Here is an 18,420-nt window from a genome sequence, read left to right as displayed (position 1 = left end):
GGACCGCACGAAGCGAGCGCGACGCTCGATAGTGGTACAGCGTTTGTCCCGTCGCCGGCACGCGCGTCACCCTGACTTGTGATCAAATTTTCGGCACGAACAGTGACTTCCCTGGTGCTCTCCGTCGCCGTGACGCTGGTGTCCGCGCCCGGCGCACTGGCCGATCCCGGCCGGCAGGAAAACCCGCCCAGCTGGGGCCTCGACCGCGTGGACGGCAGCGCCGACGGGGTGTACCGCTACACCACCACGGCCGACACGGTGACGGCCTACGTGATCGACACCGGCGTCGACGCCAAGCAGCCGGAGTTCGAGGGCCGGGTCGAGCAGGGCAAGAACTTCGTCGAGGGCAACGACGACGCCGGCGACGGCAACGGGGACGGCACCCGGCTCGCGAGCATCCTCGGCGGCAAGGACTTCGGCGTCGCCAAGAAGGTGCACATCGTGCCGGTGCGGGTGCTCGACAACACCGGCAACGGCCGCCTGTCCAACATTCTCGCCGGGATCGACTGGGTGACCAAGAACGCCAAGCAGCCCTCCGTCGCGGTGCTGGGTATCGGCGGCCCGGCCAACGACGGCCTCGACAACGCCGTCCGCCAGCTCGCGGCCGTGATGCCGGTCGCCGTGCCCGCGGGCTGGACCGGCAGCGACGCGAGCCTGTCCTCGCCGGGGCGCGTGGCCGAGGCGCTGACGGTCGGCGCGACCGACTCGCACAACGCGGTCGCGCCCAAGTCCAACACCGGCCCCGGCATCGACGTGTTCGCGCCCGGTGTGGACATCCCCTCCGCGACCACCGGCGGTCCCGCCACCGCGTCGGGCACGTCCATGGCGGCGGCGTTCGTCGCCGGTGCTGCCGCTCTGTACCGGGCCGTGCACCCTGAGGCAACTCCCGCGGAAGTCGGCAAGGGAATCGTGGACGGTGCGTCGAAGAATGTTTTGACCTCCGTGCCGCAGGGCACCCCGAACCGGCTGCTCTGCACCGTTGCAGACGATTGAACCGTCCAAGAACTGAGATCGAACTCCCGCCTTCCGGGACAGGCAAGGTAACGTCAGCCTGCAACCGATCCGTACTCATCAGGAGGACCGGGCATGTTCCGGAAGGTACTCGTCGCGAACCGCGGCGAGATCGCAATTCGCGCGTTCCGCGCCGGCTATGAGCTTGGCGCGGGCACTGTGGCGGTTTTTCCCTACGAGGACCGCAACTCGCTGCACCGGCTGAAGGCCGACGAGGCGTATCAGATCGGTGCGCAGGGGCACCCCGTGCGCGCGTATCTGTCCGTCGAGGAGATCGTGGGCGCGGCACGCAAGGCCGGTGCCGACGCGGTGTACCCCGGCTACGGTTTCCTTTCGGAGAACCCGGATCTGGCCCGCGCATGCGAAGAGGCGGGGATCACATTCATCGGCCCGAGTGCCGACATCCTGGAGCTGACCGGTAACAAGGCTCGCGCGGTGGCCGCCGCCCGCGAGGCCGGCGTGCCGGTGCTGGGCTCGTCGGCGCCGTCGAGCGATGTGGACGAGCTGGTCGCGGCCGCCGACTCGGTGGGCTTCCCGGTGTTCGTCAAGGCCGTCGCCGGTGGTGGCGGGCGCGGGATGCGCCGCGTGGACGACCCCGCGCAGCTGCGTGAGGCGATCGAGGCCGCGGCGCGCGAGGCGGAGTCGGCCTTCGGCGATCCGACGGTGTTCCTGGAGAAGGCCGTCGTCGACCCCCGGCACATCGAGGTGCAGATCCTCGCCGACGGCGCGGGCAATGTGATTCATCTGTACGAACGCGACTGTTCGGTGCAGCGCAGGCATCAGAAGGTGATCGAGCTGGCGCCCGCGCCGAACCTCGATCCCGAGCTGCGCGACCGGATCTGCGCCGACGCGGTCGCGTTCGCGCGCAAGATCGGCTACCGCAACGCCGGTACGGTCGAGTTCCTGCTCGACAAGAGCGGCAACCACGTCTTCATCGAGATGAACCCGCGCATCCAGGTCGAGCACACGGTGACCGAGGAGGTCACCGACGTCGACCTGGTGCAGTCGCAGATGCGCATCGCGGCGGGGGAGACGCTGGCCGATCTCGGTCTGTCCCAGGAGAAGATCTACCTGCGTGGCGCGGCGCTGCAGTGCCGGATCACCACCGAGGACCCGGCCAACGGCTTCCGCCCGGACACCGGGATGATCAGCGCCTACCGCTCGCCGGGCGGGTCGGGCATCCGGCTCGACGGCGGTACCGCCTTCGCGGGCACCGAGATCAGCGCGCACTTCGACTCGATGCTGGTCAAGCTGAGCTGTCGTGGCCGCGACTTCAAGACCGCCGTGGGCCGCGCCCGTCGTGCCGTGGCGGAGTTCCGGATCCGCGGGGTGGCCACGAACATCCCGTTCCTGCAGGCAGTGCTGGACGACGAGGACTTCCGGAACGGGCGCGTCACGACGTCGTTCATCGAGGAGCGTCCGCACCTGCTGACCGCCCGGCATTCCGCCGACCGCGGCACGCGGCTGCTCACGTACCTGGCCGACGTGACGGTGAACAAGCCCAACGGCGAGCGCCCGAGGCTGATCGACCCGGCCAGCAAGCTGCCCGAGATCGGCAGCGGCGAGCCGCCCGCCGGTTCGAAGCAGAAGCTGACCGAGCTGGGCCCGGAGGGTTTCGCGCGCTGGCTGCGGGAATCCCCGACGATCGGCGTCACCGACACCACGTTCCGCGACGCGCACCAGTCGCTGCTGGCCACCCGCGTCCGCACCAAGGACCTGCTGGCCATCGCGCCGGCCGTGGCGCACACGACGCCGGAACTGCTGTCGCTGGAGTGCTGGGGCGGCGCCACCTACGACGTCGCGCTGCGGTTCCTCGCCGAGGACCCGTGGGAGCGGCTCGCGCAGCTGCGTGAGGCGGTGCCGAACATCTGCCTGCAGATGTTGCTGCGTGGCCGCAACACGGTCGGCTACACGCCTTACCCGACCGAGGTGACCAGCGCCTTCGTCGAGGAGGCCACCAGGACCGGCATCGACATCTTCCGGATCTTCGACGCGCTCAACGACGTCGAGCAGATGCGCCCGGCCATCGAGGCGGTGCGCGAGACCGGTTCCGCGGTCGCGGAGGTGGCGCTGTGCTACACCTCGGACCTCTCGGACCCGGCCGAGAAGCTGTACACATTGGACTACTACCTCAAGCTGGCCGAGCAGATCGTCGGCGCCGGCGCGCACGTGCTGGCGATCAAGGACATGGCTGGCCTGCTGCGGGCGCCGGCGGCGGCGAAGCTGGTGTCGGCGCTGCGCAAGGAATTCGACCTCCCGGTGCACATCCACACCCACGACACCGCGGGCGGTCAGCTGGGCACCTACCTCGCCGCGATCAACGCGGGCGCGGACGCGGTGGACGGCGCGGTCGCGTCGATGGCGGGCACCACGTCGCAGCCTTCGCTGTCGGCGATCGTGGCGGCGACCGACCATTCGGAGCGCCCGACCGGCCTGTCGCTGCGGGCGATCGGGAACCTGGAGCCGTACTGGGAGATCGTGCGCAAGATCTACGCGCCGTTCGAGGCGGGGCTCGCGTCGCCGACCGGGCGCGTGTACGACCACGAGATCCCGGGCGGGCAGCTGTCCAACCTGCGCACGCAGGCCCGTGCGCTGGGCCTGGGCGACCGGTTCGAAGACATCGAGGCGATGTACGCGGCGGCGGACAAGATCCTCGGCCACCTCGTCAAGGTCACGCCTTCGTCCAAAGTGGTCGGTGACCTCGCGCTGCACCTGGTCGGTGCGGGTGTCTCGCCGGAGAAGTTCGAGGCGGAGCCGGGCAAGTTCGACATTCCCGACTCGGTCATCGGCTTCCTGCGCGGCGAGCTGGGCGACCCGCCCGGTGGCTGGCCGGAGCCGTTCCGCAGCAGGGCGCTGGAAGGCCGCGCGGAGCCGAAGCCGGTCGCGGAACTGTCCGGCGAGGACCGCGAGGGCCTGGCGAACGACCGCCGCACGACGCTGAACCGGCTGCTGTTCCCGGCGCCGACGAAGGAGTTCGAGGCGCACCGCGAGGCCTACGGCGACACGAGTGTGCTGCCCAGCAAAGACTTCTTCTACGGGCTGCGCCCGGGCGAGGAGTACGCCGTCGACCTCGAACCGGGCGTGCGGCTGCTCATCGAGCTGGAGGCGATCGGTGAGGCCGACGAGCGCGGTATGCGCACCGTGATGTCCACGCTGAACGGTCAGCTGCGGCCGATCCAGGTGCGGGACCGGTCGGTGGCCTCGGACCTGCCCGCCGCGGAGAAGGCCGACAAGGGCAACCCGAAGCACGTCGCGGCTCCGTTCGCGGGTGTGGTCACGCTGTCGGTGGCCGAGGGCGACGAGGTGACCGCGGGTGCCACGGTCGCCACGATCGAGGCCATGAAGATGGAGGCCTCGATCACGGCGGCCGCGGGCGGCAAGGTCGGTCGCCTCGCGATCAACTCCGTCCAGCAGGTCGAGGGCGGCGATCTGCTCCTGGTGCTCGAATAAGAGGTCGTGTAGCAGAAAGGCCGTGTACTTGCCCATGCTAAGTAATGTGGGAAAGTACACGGCCTTGGAAACCGGCGAAACGGACTAAATGCCGATATAGGCATGGGCGTAAAACCTGCGTGAGTGATTGAATGAATCACGTGGGTACCTCGCATGATGCTGCGGGTGCCGTCCACGCTTTGGTGCGTGCGGTGCTGGGCAGCGAACTTCCGCTCCGAATCCGGTGTTGGGACGGCAGCGAGGCCGGCCCGCCGGACGCCGCGGCCCGTCTCGTGGTCCGCCGCCGGCGAGCACTGCGCCGCCTGCTGTGGGCACCGAACGAACTCGGCCTCGCGCGCGCCTTCGTCTCCGGCGACATCGACGTGGAAAGCGACTTCTTCGAAACGCTCGCGCAGCTGGAACGCATCATCGGCGGCCAGGAACTCGCCGTGGACAAGATGGTCAAGCGCGACATGGTGAAGGCCGGGCTGCGGCTGCGCGCGTTCGGCCTGCCGCCGAAGCCGCCCGCGGAGGAGATCCGGCTGGGCGGGCGGCTGCACACCCGGCGCCGCGACTCGCAGGCCATCAGTCACCACTACGACGTCGGCAACGACTTCTACGCGCTCGTGCTCGGCCCGAGCATGACCTACTCGTGCGCGGTGTGGGACGACAAGGCCGAGACGCTGGAGGACGCGCAGACCGCCAAGGTCGACCTGGTGTGCCGCAAGCTCGGGCTGCACGAGGGGATGCGCGTGCTCGACGTCGGCTGCGGGTGGGGCACGTTCGTCATCCACGCGGCGCGCGAGTACGGCGCACACGCCGTCGGCGTCACCCTTTCGCAGGCACAGGCCGACTTCGCACGCAAACGGGTCGCCGAGGCCGGATTGTCGGATCTGGTCGAGATCCGGGTGCAGGACTACCGCGAGGTCGGCGACGGGCCCTACGACGCGATCTCCAGTATCGGCATGGCCGAGCACGTCGGCGAGGCGATGCTGCCGACCTACGCGCGAGCGCTGTACGACCTGCTGCGTCCCGGCGGCAGGCTGCTCAACCACGCGATCTCGCGCAAGGTGGGCGTCGGAGCGCACACGGGCGGCGACACCTTCATCAACCGGTACGTCTTCCCGGACGGCGAGCTGGAGCCGGTCGGCGTGATGGTGAACGCGATCGAGCAGGCCGGGTTCGAAATCCGCGATGTGGAAGCCCTGCGGGAGCACTACGCGCTGACGCTGCGCGCGTGGGTGGCGAACCTCGAGGCCAACTGGAACGACGCCGTGCGCCTGACGAGCGAGGGTCGCGCGCGGGTGTGGCGCCTTTACATGGCGGCGTGCGCGCTCACGTTCGAGAAGGGCGCGATCGGCATCAACCAGGTACTCGGTGTCAAGACGGCCGCCTCGGGCGCGTCCGGAATGCCGCGCACGCGCACGGCACTGCTGTCCTGACGGATGCCGTGAGGCACCCCCTCATGGTCCGCTGCGCCATGAGGGGGTGGCCTACTTCGCCAGGTCCGCCACGATCTCGTAGGAGCGCACCCGGTCGGCCTGCCCGTGCACCATCGTGGTGATCATCAGCTCGTCGGCGCCCGTGTCGGCCAGGAGCTTCTCCATGCCCTTGCGCACGGTCTCCGGCGAGCCGATGATGTTGCTGCCGAAGCGCTCCTGCAGGAACTGCCGGTCCAGATCGGAATACGGGTACTCCGCCGCTTCCTCCGGCGTCGGCAACGGAATCGGCCGGCCGCGCCGCAGGCTCAAGAACGTCAAACCGCTCGGCCCCGCCAGCCACTGCGCCCGCTCGTCGGTCTCCGCCGCGATCACGGCCGCGCCCAGCATCAGGTACGGCTCGTCCAGCACCGCCGACGGTTTGAACGACTCGCGGTACAGCCGCACCGCGGGCAGCGTGTTCTGCGCGCTGAAGTGGTGCGCGAACGCGAACGGCAGCCCGAGTGCCCCGGCCAGCTGCGCGCTGAACCCGCTCGACCCGAGCAGCCAGAACGGCGGCTTGTGCCCGACCGCGGGGTAGGCGTTGACCGCGCGCGCCGCGTCCGGCTCGAAGTAGTCCATCAGTTCGGCCAGCTGCTGGGGGAAGTTCTCCGCGGACAGCGCCGCCATCGACCCGCGCACCGCGAGCGCCGTGCGCTGGTCGGTGCCCGGCGCACGGCCGATACCGAGGTCGATCCGGCCCGGGTGGAACGCCTCCAGCATGCCGAACTGCTCGGCCACGATCAGCGGCGCGTGGTTGGGCAGCATGATCCCGCCCGAACCGACCCTGATCCGCTCGGTCGCCTGCGCGACGTGCCCGATCAGCACGGCCGTCGCCGAACTGGCGATGCCCGGCATGTTGTGGTGCTCGGCGACCCAGAAGCGGTGATATCCCAGCGCTTCGGTGGCCCGCGCCAGATCGATGGTGTTCCGCAGTGCGGTGCCGGCGTCCCCGTCGGCGGGGATCGGCGACAGATCGAGCACGGACAGCTTCACATCGGTCAGAGAACTCACGTTCAACGCAACACGTGCGTTGTCACAACCATTCCCGCCCGGAGGCGACGACGGTCAGCTGCTGCGTCGCACGGGTCAGCGCGACGTAGAGCACGCGACGGCCGGTGGTCGACTCGGTGATCAGCTCGGTCGGCTCGACCAGCACGACGCCGTCGTATTCCAGGCCCTTGGAATCGAGGCTGCCGACGACCTTGAGCCGCTCGTCGGAGTGCCCGGTCAGCCAGCCGCTGACCTCGGGCACCCGGTCCATCGCGCAGATCACGCCGACCGTGCCCTCGACCGCGTCCAGCAGTTCCTTCGCCGCCGAATGCACCGAGCCCTCCAGACTCGCGGTATCGGTCATCCGGATCTCGGGCTCCAGGCCCGTGGTACGCACGGCCTCGGGCAGATCGCCGTCCTCCGCGTGCCCGGCGACCACACGCGCGGCGAGGTCGAAGATCTCCTTGGAGTTGCGGTAGTTCGTGCGCAGCGTGTACCGGCGGCGCGGGGTGCGCGGGCCGAACGCCTGGTCCCGCGCCTGCGCGGCCTCGTCCGGCTCGGGCCACGAACTCTGCACCGGGTCCCCGACGACCGTCCAGCTCGCGTACTTGCCGCGCCTGCCGATCATCCGCCACTGCATGGGGGAGAGGTCCTGCGATTCGTCCACGACGATGTGCGAGTACTCGTCGTAGTGCTCGGGCCGGTGCGGCCCATGGCTTTCCACGCCACGCGCCGGGGGAGCGGCGTCCAGCTCGATCTGCTGCGGCTTGCGGCGCCGCTTCGGCGGCGGTCCGGTCAGCACGCGCAGCTCGTCGAGCAACGCGACGTCGGCGACCGACCAGTCCCGCACACGGTCGGCGAACGACGCGGCGACGAGCGCGACCTCGTCCCGGTTGAGCACGCCCTTGCCCGCCCGCGCCAATCGGGCCGGATCGGCGAGCCAGCGCAGGATCTCGCCCGGATACAGCACCGGCCACCACACCACGAGGAACCGGTGGAAATCGATCCGCTCGCCCAGTTCGGTGATCAGCTCCGCCCGGTCGACCGTCCGTCCGTCGGTGCGGGCGTTCTCCTCGGCCTTGTCGGCCAGCGCCTCCAGCAGCGCCTCGGCCGCGCGCACGCGCGAACGGTTCGGCGGCCCGCCGTGCGAGTGCACCTTGCGGCGCACCTTCTCCAGCTCCTTGCCGCGCAGCTTGAGCACCTCGCCGCGGTAGACGATGCGGATCTCGTCCGGCACGTCCGGCGGGGTGTCGCGCATCGCCCGCGTCAGCACCTTGCGCATCCGCAGCGAGCCCTTGACCGCGGCCAGTTTCGCCGGGTCCTGCCGGGTCGCCACGATCCCGTCGAGCACCTCGCCCAGTGCCCGCAGTTCCACGTTGGTCTCGCCCATCGACGGCAGCACGCGCGAGATGTAGTTGGTGAACACGCCGGACGGGCCGACCACGAAGACGCCGGCCCCGCCGAGCTGCCGCCGGTGCCGGTAGAGCAGGTAGGCCGCGCGGTGCAGCGCGACCGCCGTCTTCCCGGTGCCGGGACCGCCGGTGATCTCGGTGACGCCACGCCACGGCGCCCTGATCACCTCGTCCTGCTCGCGCTGGATGGTGGCGACGATGTCGCGCATCTTCTCGCCACGCGAACGGCCGAGTGCGGCCATCAGCGCGCCCTCGCCGACGACGCTCATGTGGTCCGGCACGGCGTCCGCGATCAGCACGTCGTCGTCCACGTCGAGCACGTTCTGCCCGGAGCAGCGGATGACGCGGCGGCGCACGACGTCCATCGGTTCTTCCGCGGTGGCCTGGTAGAACGCCGCCGCCGCGGGAGCCCGCCAGTCGGTGACGAGGTTGTCGAACTCGGCGTCGCGGATGCCGAGCCTGCCGACGTAGATCTTTTCGCCGCTGGTCTGGTCGAGCCGTCCGAACACGAGTCCCTCGTACTCGGCGTCGAGCGTCTGCAGCGTCTGGTTGGCGTGAAAGACCATCATGTCCCGCTCGAAGAGCATGGACGCCTGCTCGAACACGGCCTCGCGCTGCGCGCCGTGCCCGATCTCGTAACCCTTGGCGCGCATCGCCTCGGCCTGTGACCGAAGCTCGGCGAGGCGGGAGTAGACGCGATCCACGTGACGTTGCTCGATGGCGATCTCGGCCCGTCTGATCCGGGGTTCCGACACGCAGCGCTCCTACAGCTCACTCTCGCCGGTAACAGGAAGAACGACTCTACGCGTGCCGCGGCGGCCACTCACCAAGTCCTGGCGCAAAACACACGTCCTGCAAGATGTGGGAATGACCAGGATCGTCGCCGGGCGCGCGGGAGGCAGGCGGCTCAAGGTGCCTGCGCAGGGCACCCGGCCGACGTCGGAGCGTGTCCGGGAGGCGCTGTTCAACGCGCTCGAATCGGCCGGTGAGCTGCGGGGTCGCCGGGTATTGGACCTTTATGCCGGTTCCGGTGCGCTGGGGCTGGAGGCGCTGTCCCGCGGCGCGTCCGGCGCGCTGTTCGTCGAGTCCGACCGTCGCGCGGTAGGCGTGCTGCGGGCCAACGTCGCGGATCTCCGGCTCGGCGGGACGGTGCGGGCGGGCACCGTCGAGTCCGTGCTGGCCAAGCCCGCGGACGAGCCCTTCGACCTGGTGCTGGCCGATCCGCCCTACGCCGTGGACACCGCACGGCTCGGTGTGATGTTGACCGCGCTGGCCGAGGGCGGCTGGGTCGCCGAGGACGGGCTGGTGATCATCGAGCGGGCCCGGCGGGACGGCGAGCCGGACTGGCCCGCCGGCTTCGAGCCACTGCGCACGATGAGTCACGGCGACACGGCGATGTACTGGGCGGAGTACGTCACGTCCTCGCGCCAAGCGGGGTGAGGCAAGGTAACGTCCGCGCCATGCGGCGAGTGGTCTGTCCCGGCTCCTACGATCCCGTGACCAACGGGCACCTCGACATCATCGAACGGGCGTCGAAGCTGTTCGACGAGGTCTGGGTGGCCGTGCTGATCAACCCGAACAAGAAGGGCATGTTCTCCATCGAAGAGCGGATGGAGATGATCCGGGAGATCACCGGCGGCCTGCCCAACGTCCGTGTCGACTCGTGGCGCGGACTGCTCGTGGACTATTGCAAGAACAACGGCATCATGGCGATCGCCAAGGGCCTGCGCTCGGTCAGCGACTTCGACTACGAGCTGCAGATGGCTCAGATGAACCGCGAGCTCTCCGGCGTGGAGACGCTGCTGATGTCGAACAACCCGGCCTACGGCTTCGTGTCCAGCTCGCTGATCAAGGAGATCGTGAAGTACGGCGGGGACGTGAAGAACCTCGTGCCGGGCGCGGTGCTGGAGCGGCTCAAGGCGAAGCTCGCGGCAAGTAACTCGGACGGCTGACAACGTTCGTCGGGACTTCATCCCGTCGATCACGAGGTCGCGCTACGGTCCGAAAATGACCAACAAAAGATCTCGTTTCGTTGCCGCACTTCTGACTCTTCTCCTCGCTCTTTTCGGTGGCACGGCGGCCATCGCGCCTGCCTCGGCCGCGCCCGCTCCCACGGCTGTCGCGCAGGCGAGCTGCGGGGACACCTCGGGCTTGCAGGTGGTCAAGCTCAGCGCGCTGCCCGCCGAGGCCACCGACACCTACAACCTCATCCAGCAGGGCGGGCCCTACCCGTACCAACAGGACAGCACGGTTTTCCAGAACCGTGAGGGCCTGCTGCCGAGCTGCTCCTCCGGCTACTACCACGAGTACACCGTGATCACTCCCGGTAGCAGCGACCGCGGAACGCGCCGGATCATCACCGGGTCGGGTGGCGAATACTTCTACACCGGTGACCACTACGAGAGCTTCCAGCTCGTCGACGTGAACTCCTGAGCGTATTGACACGCCTGGACATCGCGCATCCCTCGTCTTCATGGCCTGACGCGGCAAACTGGGGACAAGAGTTTTGTGGGGAAAGGGCCACTTAGGGAGAGTGCCGTGTACCGGGTGTTCGAGGCTCTCGACGAGCTCGTGACGATCGTGGAAGAGGCGCGCGGGGTGCCGATGACGTCCAGCTGCGTGGTTCCGCGCGGGGACGTACTCGAGCTGCTCGACGACGTCCGGGACGCACTGCCCCAGGAGGTCGACGACGCCCAGGACGTCCTCGACAAGCGTGACGAGCTGCTGGACAAGGCGAAGGCCGAGGCGGGGGCGATGGTCAACGGCGCCCACGCCGAGGCCGACCGCACCGTCTCCGAGGCGAACGAAGAGGCCGAGCGCCTGCTCACCGACGCGCAGGCGCGCGCCGAGAAGATCATGGCCGACGCCCGGGCCGAGGCCGACCGGATGGTCGGCGCGGGCCAGGCCGAGTACCAGAACCTCGTGGAGCGCTCACGCGCCGAGTCCGAGCGCATGATCCAGGCGGGCCGCGAGGCCTACGAGCGCGCCGTCGAGGACGGGCGGCACGAGCAGGCGCGGCTGGTCTCGCAGACCGAGGTCGTGCAGGCCGCGCACGCCGAGTCCGCACGGATCGTGGACGAGGCACACGTCGAGGCCGACCGGCAGCGCACCGAGTGCGACGCCTACGTCGACGGCAAACTGGCCGAGTTCTCCGAGCTGCTGTCGACCACGCTGCGCACCGTCGACTCCGGGCGCAACCACCTGCGCGCGCCGACGACTCTCGGCTCGCGCACCCCCCTGTACGACTTCCAGGCCTGACCCGGCACCGTCGCGCCCGGCGCGCCCGGACCGGCGTAGTCTTGATGGGCAATGTCTGACGAAAATCTTTCCCTCGACACGCGCAGCCCCTGGGTGATCGACACCCGCGAGCTGGGCCGCCGCGCGGGCCAGAGTCGTTCTGTGCACCGCAAGGCCCCTGTCGGCACCGCGCTCGGCGTGCCCGACGTCATCGTCGTACCCGAGGGCAGCGAGATCGAGCTGGATCTGCTGCTGGAATCGGTCGTGGAGGGCGTGCTCGTCAGCGGGACGGCCGCCGCGTCGGTGCGCGGACAGTGCTCGCGCTGCCTCGACCCGACCGAGGACGAGGTCGAGGTCGAGCTGACCGAGTTGTTCGCCTACCCCGACTCGACCACGGACTCCACCACCGAGGAGGACGAGGTCGCGCGGCTGGTCGACGACAAGATCGACCTGGAGCCGATCGTGCGGGACGCGATCGTGCTCGCCCTGCCGCAGGTGCCGCTGTGCAGCGAGGACTGCCCCGGACTGTGCCCGGAATGCGGCGGGAAGTGGGCCGATCTCGAGCCCGGACACGGGCATGAGACCATAGATCCTCGGTGGGCCGCGCTGGTCGAGCGCTTCGGCGATTCTCCGGCGAGCGGCCCCGACGAGAACGCTTGACGAGCAGCAGCTCGGCAGCAGTGAAGCAGGGCTCGCGTCAGCGAGCGAACCTTGGACAGGAGATCTAGTCGTGGCCGTCCCCAAGCGGAAGATGTCGCGAGCCAACACGCGCACCCGCCGGTCCGCGTGGAAGGCGGCGCCGGTGCAGCTGGTGCCGTGCTCGAACCGCGCTTGCCGCCAGCCGAAGCCGCAGCACGTGGCTTGCCCGACCTGTGGCCAGTACGACGGTCGTCAGGTCGTTGAGCCTGCCTGAGGCTGACCGAGATGGGGGGTAAGTCGAAGCCGGGAGGGCCGGCTGCCGACCCAACGCCATTACTCGAAGCGCTCGGCGTCACCTTGGACGCCGAGCTGCTCACTCTTGCGCTGACCCACCGCTCTTACGCGTATGAGAACGGTGGGCTGCCGCCGAACGAGCGGCTGGAGTTCCTCGGCGACGCCGTGCTCGGTCTCGTCGTGACGGATCACCTCTACCGCACGCATCCCGATCTACCCGAGGGCCAGCTCGCGAAGCTGCGGGCCAGCGTCGTGAACATGCACGCCCTCGCGGGGGTCGCCCGCAACCTCGGTGACGGCGGCCTCGGGGCGCATCTGCTGCTGGGCAAGGGCGAAGAGCTCACCGGCGGCAGGGACAAGGCGAGCATCCTCGCCGACGGGCTCGAGGCCATGATCGGCGCGGTGTACCTGGCGCACGGCATCGAGGCGGGGCGGGCGCTGGTGCACCGGCTGTTCGACCCGCTGCTGGCCGAGGCCCCGCTGCGAGGTGCCGGTCTGGACTGGAAGACCAGCCTGCAGGAGCTGACCGCGTCGGCGACGCTCGGCGTGCCCGAGTACAAGGTCGAGGACACCGGTCCGGACCACCGCAAGGAGTTCAGCGCCACGGTGCTGATCGCCGGCCGCGACCTCGGGCACGGCGAAGGCACGACCAAGAAGGAAGCCGAGCAGAAGGCAGCCGAGGCGGCCTGGCGCGCGCTGTCGGAGGAACTCAAGCCCGCGGATGCGGAGTAGCTCCGGCCTTGTCCGCCGGCCCGCGGGACCTGGGTCAGTTCCCGCGGCGCGACGTTAGGCTGGATGGATGCCAGAACTTCCCGAGGTCGAGGTGGTCCGCGCCGGGTTGCAGGCGCACGTGGCGGGTCGCGTCATCGCGCGGGTGGACGTGCTTCATCCTCGGGCCATTCGCCGTCACGCGCTCGGGCCCGACGATTTCACCGGCCGTCTCGCGGGCGCCCGCGTCGAGGCGGCGCGCCGCCGCGGCAAATACCTCTGGCTCGAACTTTCCGACAAGGAAGCGATTCTGGCGCACCTCGGCATGAGCGGCCAGATGCGCGTGCAGCCGGAAGGCGCGCCTGATGAGAAGCATCTCCGCGTCCGGGTGCGGTTCGCCGACGAGGGGCCGGAACTGCGGTTCGTCGACCAGCGCACCTTCGGCGGGCTCGCGCTGGCGGACCTGGTGGACGCCGACGGTGACCTGCTGCCCGGTCCGATCGCCCACATTGGACGCGATCCGATGGACCCGGCGTTCGATCCGGTGCGTGCGGTCAAGGCGTTGCGGTCGCGGCGCACCGAGGTCAAGCGCGCTCTGCTCGACCAGACGCTGGTCTCCGGGGTCGGCAACATCTACGCCGACGAGGCGCTCTGGCGGGCGAAACTGCACTGGTCGCGGCCCACGGAGAAGCTGACCAACGCGCAGGGCCGCACGCTGCTCGAAGCCGCGACCGAGGTGATGGCCGAGGCGCTCAAGGCGGGCGGCACGTCGTTCGACGCGTTGTACGTCAACGTCAACGGCCAGTCCGGCTACTTCGAACGCTCGCTCAATGTCTACGGCCGGGGCGACGAGCCCTGCCGCCGGTGCGGCACGCCGATCCGCCGCGAGCCGTTCATGAACCGCTCGTCCTACTTTTGCCCGCGCTGCCAGCCGCGGCCGCGCCGCCCGAGGTAGCGGCGAAAGCCAATCCTTCGCGCGCGGCAACACGCCGGTAACGCGGCGGTGCTGGGCTGGTGGGGTGCGTTCCCAGGACATCGCGTTGACCGGCATCGGACCGGACACGTTCGACCTGCGCCACCGCGTGATCCACGGCTACCGGCGTGCTTACCGGATGGCGGGCAGCGGTCCCGTGCTGTTGTTCATCCACGGCATCGGCGACGATTCGTCGACGTGGCTGGACATACTGGCCTCGCTCAGCCGCGGCTACACGGTGATCGCCCCCGATCTGCTGGGCCACGGCGGGTCGGACAAGCCGCGCGCCGACTACTCGGTCGCCGCCTATGCATGCGGCATGCGGGATCTGCTGGCCACCCTCGACGTCGACCGCGTGACGGTGATCGGCCATTCGCTGGGCGGCGGTGTCGCGATGCAGTTCGCCTACCAGTTCCCGGAACGCTGCGAACGGCTCGTGCTGGTCAGCTCGGGCGGTGTGGGGCAGGGCGTGCACCCGCTGCTGCGCCTGGCCGCCGCACCCGGCACGGACGCGCTGCTGCCACTGCTGGGCACACCCCCGGTGCGCGAAACCCTTCGCCGGTTCACGAGCCTGTTGCGCGCCACGGGCGGTTTCGGCCTCGGTGAGGATCTCGACTACGTCGTGGACAAGTACGTACGGCTGGCGGAATCGCCGAGCAGGCAAGCGTTCCTGCGGACGCTGCGTGCGGTCGTGGACTGGCGGGGGCAGGTCGTGAACATGCTCGACCGCAGCTACCTGACCGAGGGCATACCGACGATGCTGGTGTGGGGCACCCGGGATCACGTGGTGCCGAGCGCGCACGCGCTGATCGCCCACAGCGCGATGCCCGGCAGCCGCCTGGAGATCTTCGAGGGCGCGGGTCATTTCCCCCATCACACGTCCCCGCAACGGTTTCTGTCGATCCTGCGGGACTTCCTGACCCACACCCAGCCGGCGGTCTACGACGTGCAGCGGTGGCGCAGGCTCCTCAGGACGGGCGGCAGAACCGGCACACCGAGCACCCCGGAGCCACTGGGCATCTCCAGCGGGACCTAGCAAGGGCCTTCTGCGTCGCCGGACCCGGCCTGCTCGTCGGCGAGGTATCTCTTTCTTCCCCGGTGCCGGTTTCGTTGTCGGCTGCCGGTTGGCCTCCCCCACCCCGATCCGCTGATCGTTTTACGCCGCGGGATCGGGATCGGGGTGGGGGAGGTCTGGTGTGTGCTCGTCGCCGTCGCTTCGCCATCCCGCCACGGCCCGTCCCGCCCCGGAAACGGCAAAGGCCCCGCTCGCCAACGGTCGAGCGGGGCCCTCTCTTACCGGATCAGCTGTTGGCCAGGTTGGCGCGGGCCGCGAGGTTCGTCAGCAGCTCCCGGCCGCGTTCGGCGTTGCGTGGCTGGCTCAGTACGTCGTACCGCCGCGCGACCAGCTGGCTGTGCGACACGAAGTCACGGCGGCCACGGGTGGCGCCGTAGCTGATCGCCGCGAAAACCATGCTGAACGCGACACCGGCGACCAGACCGATGACGATCGGCAGCAACCCCGCCCCCGTCGAGAACATCGACAGCAACAGTCCGACGAACAACCCGAACCAGGCACCGGACATCGCCGCGCTCCCCAGCACCCGGCGCCAGCTCAGTTTGCCCGACACACGCTCGACGAGCATCGGCTCGACACCGACGATCGTCACGTCCGCCACCGGAAAATCGCTGTCCGCGAGGTGGTCCACGGCCCGCTGAGCTTCCTCGTAAGAGCCGTACGAACCAATGGGCCAACCGGTCGGCATGGTGGGCAGCCCCGGCTGCGCGGGTGCGTTGCTGAACGCGGTCTGCGTGAAAGCTTGGGTCATCTCTCTCACCTCTCTGCCGTGTTCAACGGATACCCCGGCCCCGTTGTGCCTTATGCCTGGTTTTTCACAGCGAATTTTCAGGTGTAACGGCGAACACAGTGGCGGTGGGCGAGGGGCCGGCCGCTACCCCAGCTCCAGCTCCGGCTGGTAGATGTCGAGCCAGTGGTAGAGGTCCAGCGCCCGATCCAGGCCGTGCCGGGTCAGGGCATCCATCGTCGACGGGTCCGTCTCCACGGCGCCGGCCAGCCAGTTGCGGTCGACGAGCTGGAACACGTCGTCGTTCGCGCCGGCGAGCAGTTCCTTGGCCTGCTGCTGTAGTGCCGACGCGTAGCCGGGGTCTTGAGTGGACGGATACGGGCTCTTCACCCGGTCTGCCACCGACTGCGGCAAGACGTGCTTGGTCGCGTGCCGCAGCAGGCTCTTCTCCCTGCCGTCGAAGGTCTTCAGCGACCACGGCGTGTTGTAGACGTACTCCACGAGCCGGTGATCGCAGAACGGGACACGCACTTCCAGGCCCACCGCCATCGACGCGCGGTCCTTGCGGTCCAGCAGCGCCCGCACCATCCGCGTCAGGTGCAGGTGGCACACCTCGCGCATCCGCCGCTCCTCGGGGCTCGCCCCGTCGATGTGCTCCACCTCGGTGAGCGCCGTGCGGTACTGGTCGGCGATGTAACCGTCCAGATCGAGCTTCGCCGCCAGCTCACCGCGCAGCAAGGCGCCCCGGTCGTGCACACCGGTGTTGAACGCCAGCCACGGGAAGGTCTCCGCGTTGCGGGCGGTCTCGTCGTGGAACCACCGGTAGCCCCCGAAGACCTCGTCGGCGGACTCGCCGGACAACGCCACCGTCGACTCCCCGCGAATCGCCTTGAACAGCAGATACAGCGAGGTGTCCATATCGCCCATGCCCGCCGGGATGTCACGTGCCGTGACCACAGCCCGCCGCACCTGCGGATCGGTGAGCGCGGCCGGGTCCAGCATGACGTCCTGGTGCGACGAGCCGACCAGCTTGGCCACGTCGCGGATGTAGGGGGAGTCCGGCGTGTCCCGCATCTCGTCGGGCTTGAAGTTCTCCTCCTGCCCGAAGAAGTCGACCGAGAACGTGCGCAGCTGCTCACCCTCCTCGGCCAGCCGGGCGGCGGCGAGCCCGGTGATGGCGCTGGAGTCCAGGCCACCGGAGAGCAGCACGCAGCGCGGCACGTCGGCGACGAGCTGCCGGTGCACGATGTCGGTCATCAGCTCGCGCACCTTGGCCACCGACGTCTCCTGGTCGTCGGTGTGCTCGCGTGCTTCGAGCTTCCAGTACGTGTGCGTGTGGATGCCGTCGCGGTCCACCCGGACCACCGTGCCGGGCTCCACTTCGGACATTCCCTTCCACAGCGACCAGCCCGGCTGCTTGGTGAAGGCGAACAGCTCGCGCAGGCCGTCGAGGTCGACCACCCTGCGTGCCGAGGGATTCGCGAGGATCGCCTTGGGCTCGGAGCCGAACAGGACACCGTCGCGGGTGGGGTAGAAGTAGAACGGCTTGATGCCCATCCGGTCGCGGATCATGACCAGCTTCTGGTCGCGTGTGTCCCAGATCGCGAACGCGTACATGCCGTTGAGGTGCTCGGCGACACCCTCGCCCCACTGCAGGTAGCCGTGCAGCACGACCTCGGTGTCGCTGTCGGTCTCGAACTTGTGGCCCAGGCCCTCGAGTTCGGCGCGCAGCTCGCCGAAGTTGTAGGCCTCGCCGCTGTAGACCATCGCGATCTCGCCGTTCGGCGTGCGCACCGACATCGGCTGCCTGCCGCCGGGCAGGTCGATGATCGCGAGCCGCCGGTGCCCCAGCGCGGCATGCTCATCGACCCAGGTGCCGGAGTCGTCAGGCCCCCGGCAGGCCATCGTGGCCGTCATCGCGTCCAGGTCTTCCTGACGTTTGCGCAGGTCAGCGTCGAAGGACACCCACCCGGTGATTCCGCACATGCCGTCGCCTCCCGAATGCTTAGCATTTACAACTATGCGTAACACCGTGGTAACACAACTCGCCGGTAACTGTCTGCGCGAAATGTCCGATCCGTCTGGCCGGTAACGCTCGGTGTGGCGGGTCTCACCGCCCGTCAAGACGGCGTAAATGCCCACGGGGGCCGAGTCAAGACGCCGTTAGCGCAGCGCACGAACGGGTGATCACGGCCGCAGGCTGTCCTTCGAAAGGAAGGTGCGAAGTGATGGACCTGCTCTACGCCGTGCTGCTGATCGCGATCTTCGCGGTGCTGGCGCTCACCCTGCGCGGACTGGAGAAGCTGTGACGGGCACGGGCGTGGTGGCCAACGTCGTGGGTGGCGTGCTGGCCCTCGGATTGATCGTCTACCTGTTCATCGCGCTGATCCGGCCCGACAGGGACAGCGGCGCGAAGCGCCTCCGTCAGGGGCGGCGGCCCGGCG

17 protein-coding genes and 1 pseudogene are annotated in these 18,420 nt (G+C 69.2%); 14 read left to right on the top strand and 4 right to left on the bottom strand.

What is annotated here, in order from left to right; translation table 11 throughout:
• Window positions 1-102 precede the first annotated feature (102 nt).
• The 3 genes from HFP15_RS26835 (at window position 103) to HFP15_RS26825 (ending at window position 5,882) form a co-directional block, all read left to right on the top strand.
• Window positions 103-993, top strand: a complete 891-nt coding sequence (locus HFP15_RS26835) for a S8 family peptidase (protein ID WP_312871755.1) — start codon at window positions 103-105, stop codon at window positions 991-993.
• Between the two features lie 93 nt (window positions 994-1,086).
• Window positions 1,087-4,461: a pyruvate carboxylase gene (locus HFP15_RS26830; RefSeq protein WP_168519528.1), complete on the top strand. Its 3,375-nt coding sequence runs from the start codon at window positions 1,087-1,089 to the stop codon at window positions 4,459-4,461.
• Window positions 4,462-4,592: 131 nt separating this feature from the next.
• Entirely contained in the window at window positions 4,593-5,882 is a 1,290-nt protein-coding gene (locus HFP15_RS26825) for a class I SAM-dependent methyltransferase (protein ID WP_168519527.1), read from the top strand.
• Window positions 5,883-5,933: 51 nt separating this feature from the next.
• Here HFP15_RS26825 and HFP15_RS26820 read toward each other — a convergent pair whose 3' ends face one another.
• Both HFP15_RS26820 and HFP15_RS26815 read right to left on the bottom strand, forming a co-directional pair.
• Window positions 5,934-6,932, bottom strand: coding sequence for an LLM class flavin-dependent oxidoreductase (locus HFP15_RS26820; protein WP_312871753.1), 999 nt, complete (start codon window positions 6,930-6,932; stop codon window positions 5,934-5,936).
• A 22-nt stretch (window positions 6,933-6,954) separates the two neighbouring features.
• The gene (locus HFP15_RS26815; protein ID WP_168519526.1) at window positions 6,955-9,078 is read right to left on the bottom strand and encodes a HelD family protein; all 2,124 of its coding nucleotides are present in this window, start codon (window positions 9,076-9,078) and stop codon (window positions 6,955-6,957) included.
• Here HFP15_RS26815 and rsmD point away from each other — a divergent pair.
• From rsmD to HFP15_RS26770, 9 genes are all read left to right on the top strand, one after another.
• Entirely contained in the window at window positions 9,041-9,763 is a 723-nt protein-coding gene (gene rsmD, locus HFP15_RS26810) for a 16S rRNA (guanine(966)-N(2))-methyltransferase RsmD (RefSeq protein WP_168519525.1), read from the top strand. The two genes, HFP15_RS26815 and rsmD, sit on opposite strands and share 38 nt — an antisense overlap.
• Window positions 9,764-9,783: 20 nt before the next feature.
• On the top strand, window positions 9,784-10,275 hold the full coding sequence (gene coaD, locus HFP15_RS26805) for a pantetheine-phosphate adenylyltransferase (protein WP_168519524.1): 492 nt from the start codon (window positions 9,784-9,786) through the stop codon (window positions 10,273-10,275).
• A gap of 55 nt (window positions 10,276-10,330) precedes the next feature.
• Window positions 10,331-10,756 (top strand): guanyl-specific ribonuclease, encoded by a 426-nt coding sequence (locus tag HFP15_RS26800; RefSeq protein ID WP_168519523.1) that lies wholly within the window; start codon window positions 10,331-10,333, stop codon window positions 10,754-10,756.
• A gap of 105 nt (window positions 10,757-10,861) precedes the next feature.
• Entirely contained in the window at window positions 10,862-11,581 is a 720-nt protein-coding gene (locus tag HFP15_RS26795) for a DivIVA domain-containing protein (protein ID WP_168519522.1), read from the top strand.
• Between the two features lie 51 nt (window positions 11,582-11,632).
• Window positions 11,633-12,220 (top strand): YceD family protein, encoded by a 588-nt coding sequence (locus tag HFP15_RS26790; RefSeq protein WP_168519521.1) that lies wholly within the window; start codon window positions 11,633-11,635, stop codon window positions 12,218-12,220.
• A 70-nt stretch (window positions 12,221-12,290) separates the two neighbouring features.
• Window positions 12,291-12,473 (top strand): 50S ribosomal protein L32, encoded by a 183-nt coding sequence (rpmF, locus tag HFP15_RS26785; protein ID WP_168519520.1) that lies wholly within the window; start codon window positions 12,291-12,293, stop codon window positions 12,471-12,473.
• 11 nt (window positions 12,474-12,484) lie between these two features.
• Complete coding sequence (rnc, locus tag HFP15_RS26780; protein WP_168519519.1) at window positions 12,485-13,225, top strand: ribonuclease III; 741 nt, start codon at window positions 12,485-12,487, stop codon at window positions 13,223-13,225.
• Between the two features lie 67 nt (window positions 13,226-13,292).
• A complete protein-coding gene (gene mutM / locus HFP15_RS26775) occupies window positions 13,293-14,156 on the top strand; it encodes a bifunctional DNA-formamidopyrimidine glycosylase/DNA-(apurinic or apyrimidinic site) lyase (protein ID WP_168519518.1) in 864 nt (287 codons plus the stop codon).
• 64 nt (window positions 14,157-14,220) lie between these two features.
• The gene (locus HFP15_RS26770; RefSeq protein WP_312871752.1) at window positions 14,221-15,210 is read left to right on the top strand and encodes an alpha/beta fold hydrolase; all 990 of its coding nucleotides are present in this window, start codon (window positions 14,221-14,223) and stop codon (window positions 15,208-15,210) included.
• A gap of 265 nt (window positions 15,211-15,475) precedes the next feature.
• Here HFP15_RS26770 and HFP15_RS26765 read toward each other — a convergent pair whose 3' ends face one another.
• The gene (locus HFP15_RS26765) at window positions 15,476-16,000 is read right to left on the bottom strand and encodes a general stress protein (protein ID WP_168519517.1); all 525 of its coding nucleotides are present in this window, start codon (window positions 15,998-16,000) and stop codon (window positions 15,476-15,478) included.
• A 123-nt stretch (window positions 16,001-16,123) separates the two neighbouring features.
• Window positions 16,124-17,962 (bottom strand): asparagine synthase (glutamine-hydrolyzing), encoded by a 1,839-nt coding sequence (asnB, locus tag HFP15_RS26760; RefSeq protein WP_168519516.1) that lies wholly within the window; start codon window positions 17,960-17,962, stop codon window positions 16,124-16,126.
• 197 nt (window positions 17,963-18,159) lie between these two features.
• Here asnB and HFP15_RS43595 point away from each other — a divergent pair, with 197 nt between their 5' ends.
• Together HFP15_RS43595 and kdpF are read left to right on the top strand one after the other, a co-directional pair.
• Window positions 18,160-18,285 carry a hypothetical protein gene (locus HFP15_RS43595; protein ID WP_281355649.1) on the top strand — a complete coding sequence of 42 codons (126 nt, stop codon included), beginning with the start codon at window positions 18,160-18,162 and terminating at the stop codon, window positions 18,283-18,285.
• Window positions 18,282-18,377, top strand: a pseudogene (gene kdpF / locus HFP15_RS42965) (K(+)-transporting ATPase subunit F); the annotation flags it as partial. The gene HFP15_RS43595 and the pseudogene kdpF, both read left to right, overlap by 4 nt.
• Window positions 18,378-18,420 lie beyond the last annotated feature (43 nt).

Origin of the sequence: Amycolatopsis acididurans, assembly GCF_012328925.1 — a bacterium.
In the GTDB taxonomy this organism is placed as follows: domain Bacteria; phylum Actinomycetota; class Actinomycetes; order Mycobacteriales; family Pseudonocardiaceae; genus Amycolatopsis_E; species Amycolatopsis_E acididurans.
Note: the sequence above shows the minus strand (reverse complement) of the source record. Positions and strands in the feature narration are given on the sequence as shown.

Coding starts and splice junctions, on each gene's coding strand:
- mutM (WP_168519518.1), top strand. CDS start 13,293: ATGCCAGAACTTCCCGAGGTCGAGGTGGTCCGCGCCGGGTTGCAGGCG.
- rnc (WP_168519519.1), top strand. CDS start 12,485: ATGGGGGGTAAGTCGAAGCCGGGAGGGCCGGCTGCCGACCCAACGCCA.
- HFP15_RS26765 (WP_168519517.1), bottom strand. CDS start 16,000: ATGACCCAAGCTTTCACGCAGACCGCGTTCAGCAACGCACCCGCGCAG.
- HFP15_RS26800 (WP_168519523.1), top strand. CDS start 10,331: ATGACCAACAAAAGATCTCGTTTCGTTGCCGCACTTCTGACTCTTCTC.
- HFP15_RS26790 (WP_168519521.1), top strand. CDS start 11,633: ATGTCTGACGAAAATCTTTCCCTCGACACGCGCAGCCCCTGGGTGATC.
- HFP15_RS26830 (WP_168519528.1), top strand. CDS start 1,087: ATGTTCCGGAAGGTACTCGTCGCGAACCGCGGCGAGATCGCAATTCGC.
- coaD (WP_168519524.1), top strand. CDS start 9,784: ATGCGGCGAGTGGTCTGTCCCGGCTCCTACGATCCCGTGACCAACGGG.
- asnB (WP_168519516.1), bottom strand. CDS start 17,962: ATGTGCGGAATCACCGGGTGGGTGTCCTTCGACGCTGACCTGCGCAAA.
- rsmD (WP_168519525.1), top strand. CDS start 9,041: ATGGCGATCTCGGCCCGTCTGATCCGGGGTTCCGACACGCAGCGCTCC.
- HFP15_RS26825 (WP_168519527.1), top strand. CDS start 4,593: ATGAATCACGTGGGTACCTCGCATGATGCTGCGGGTGCCGTCCACGCT.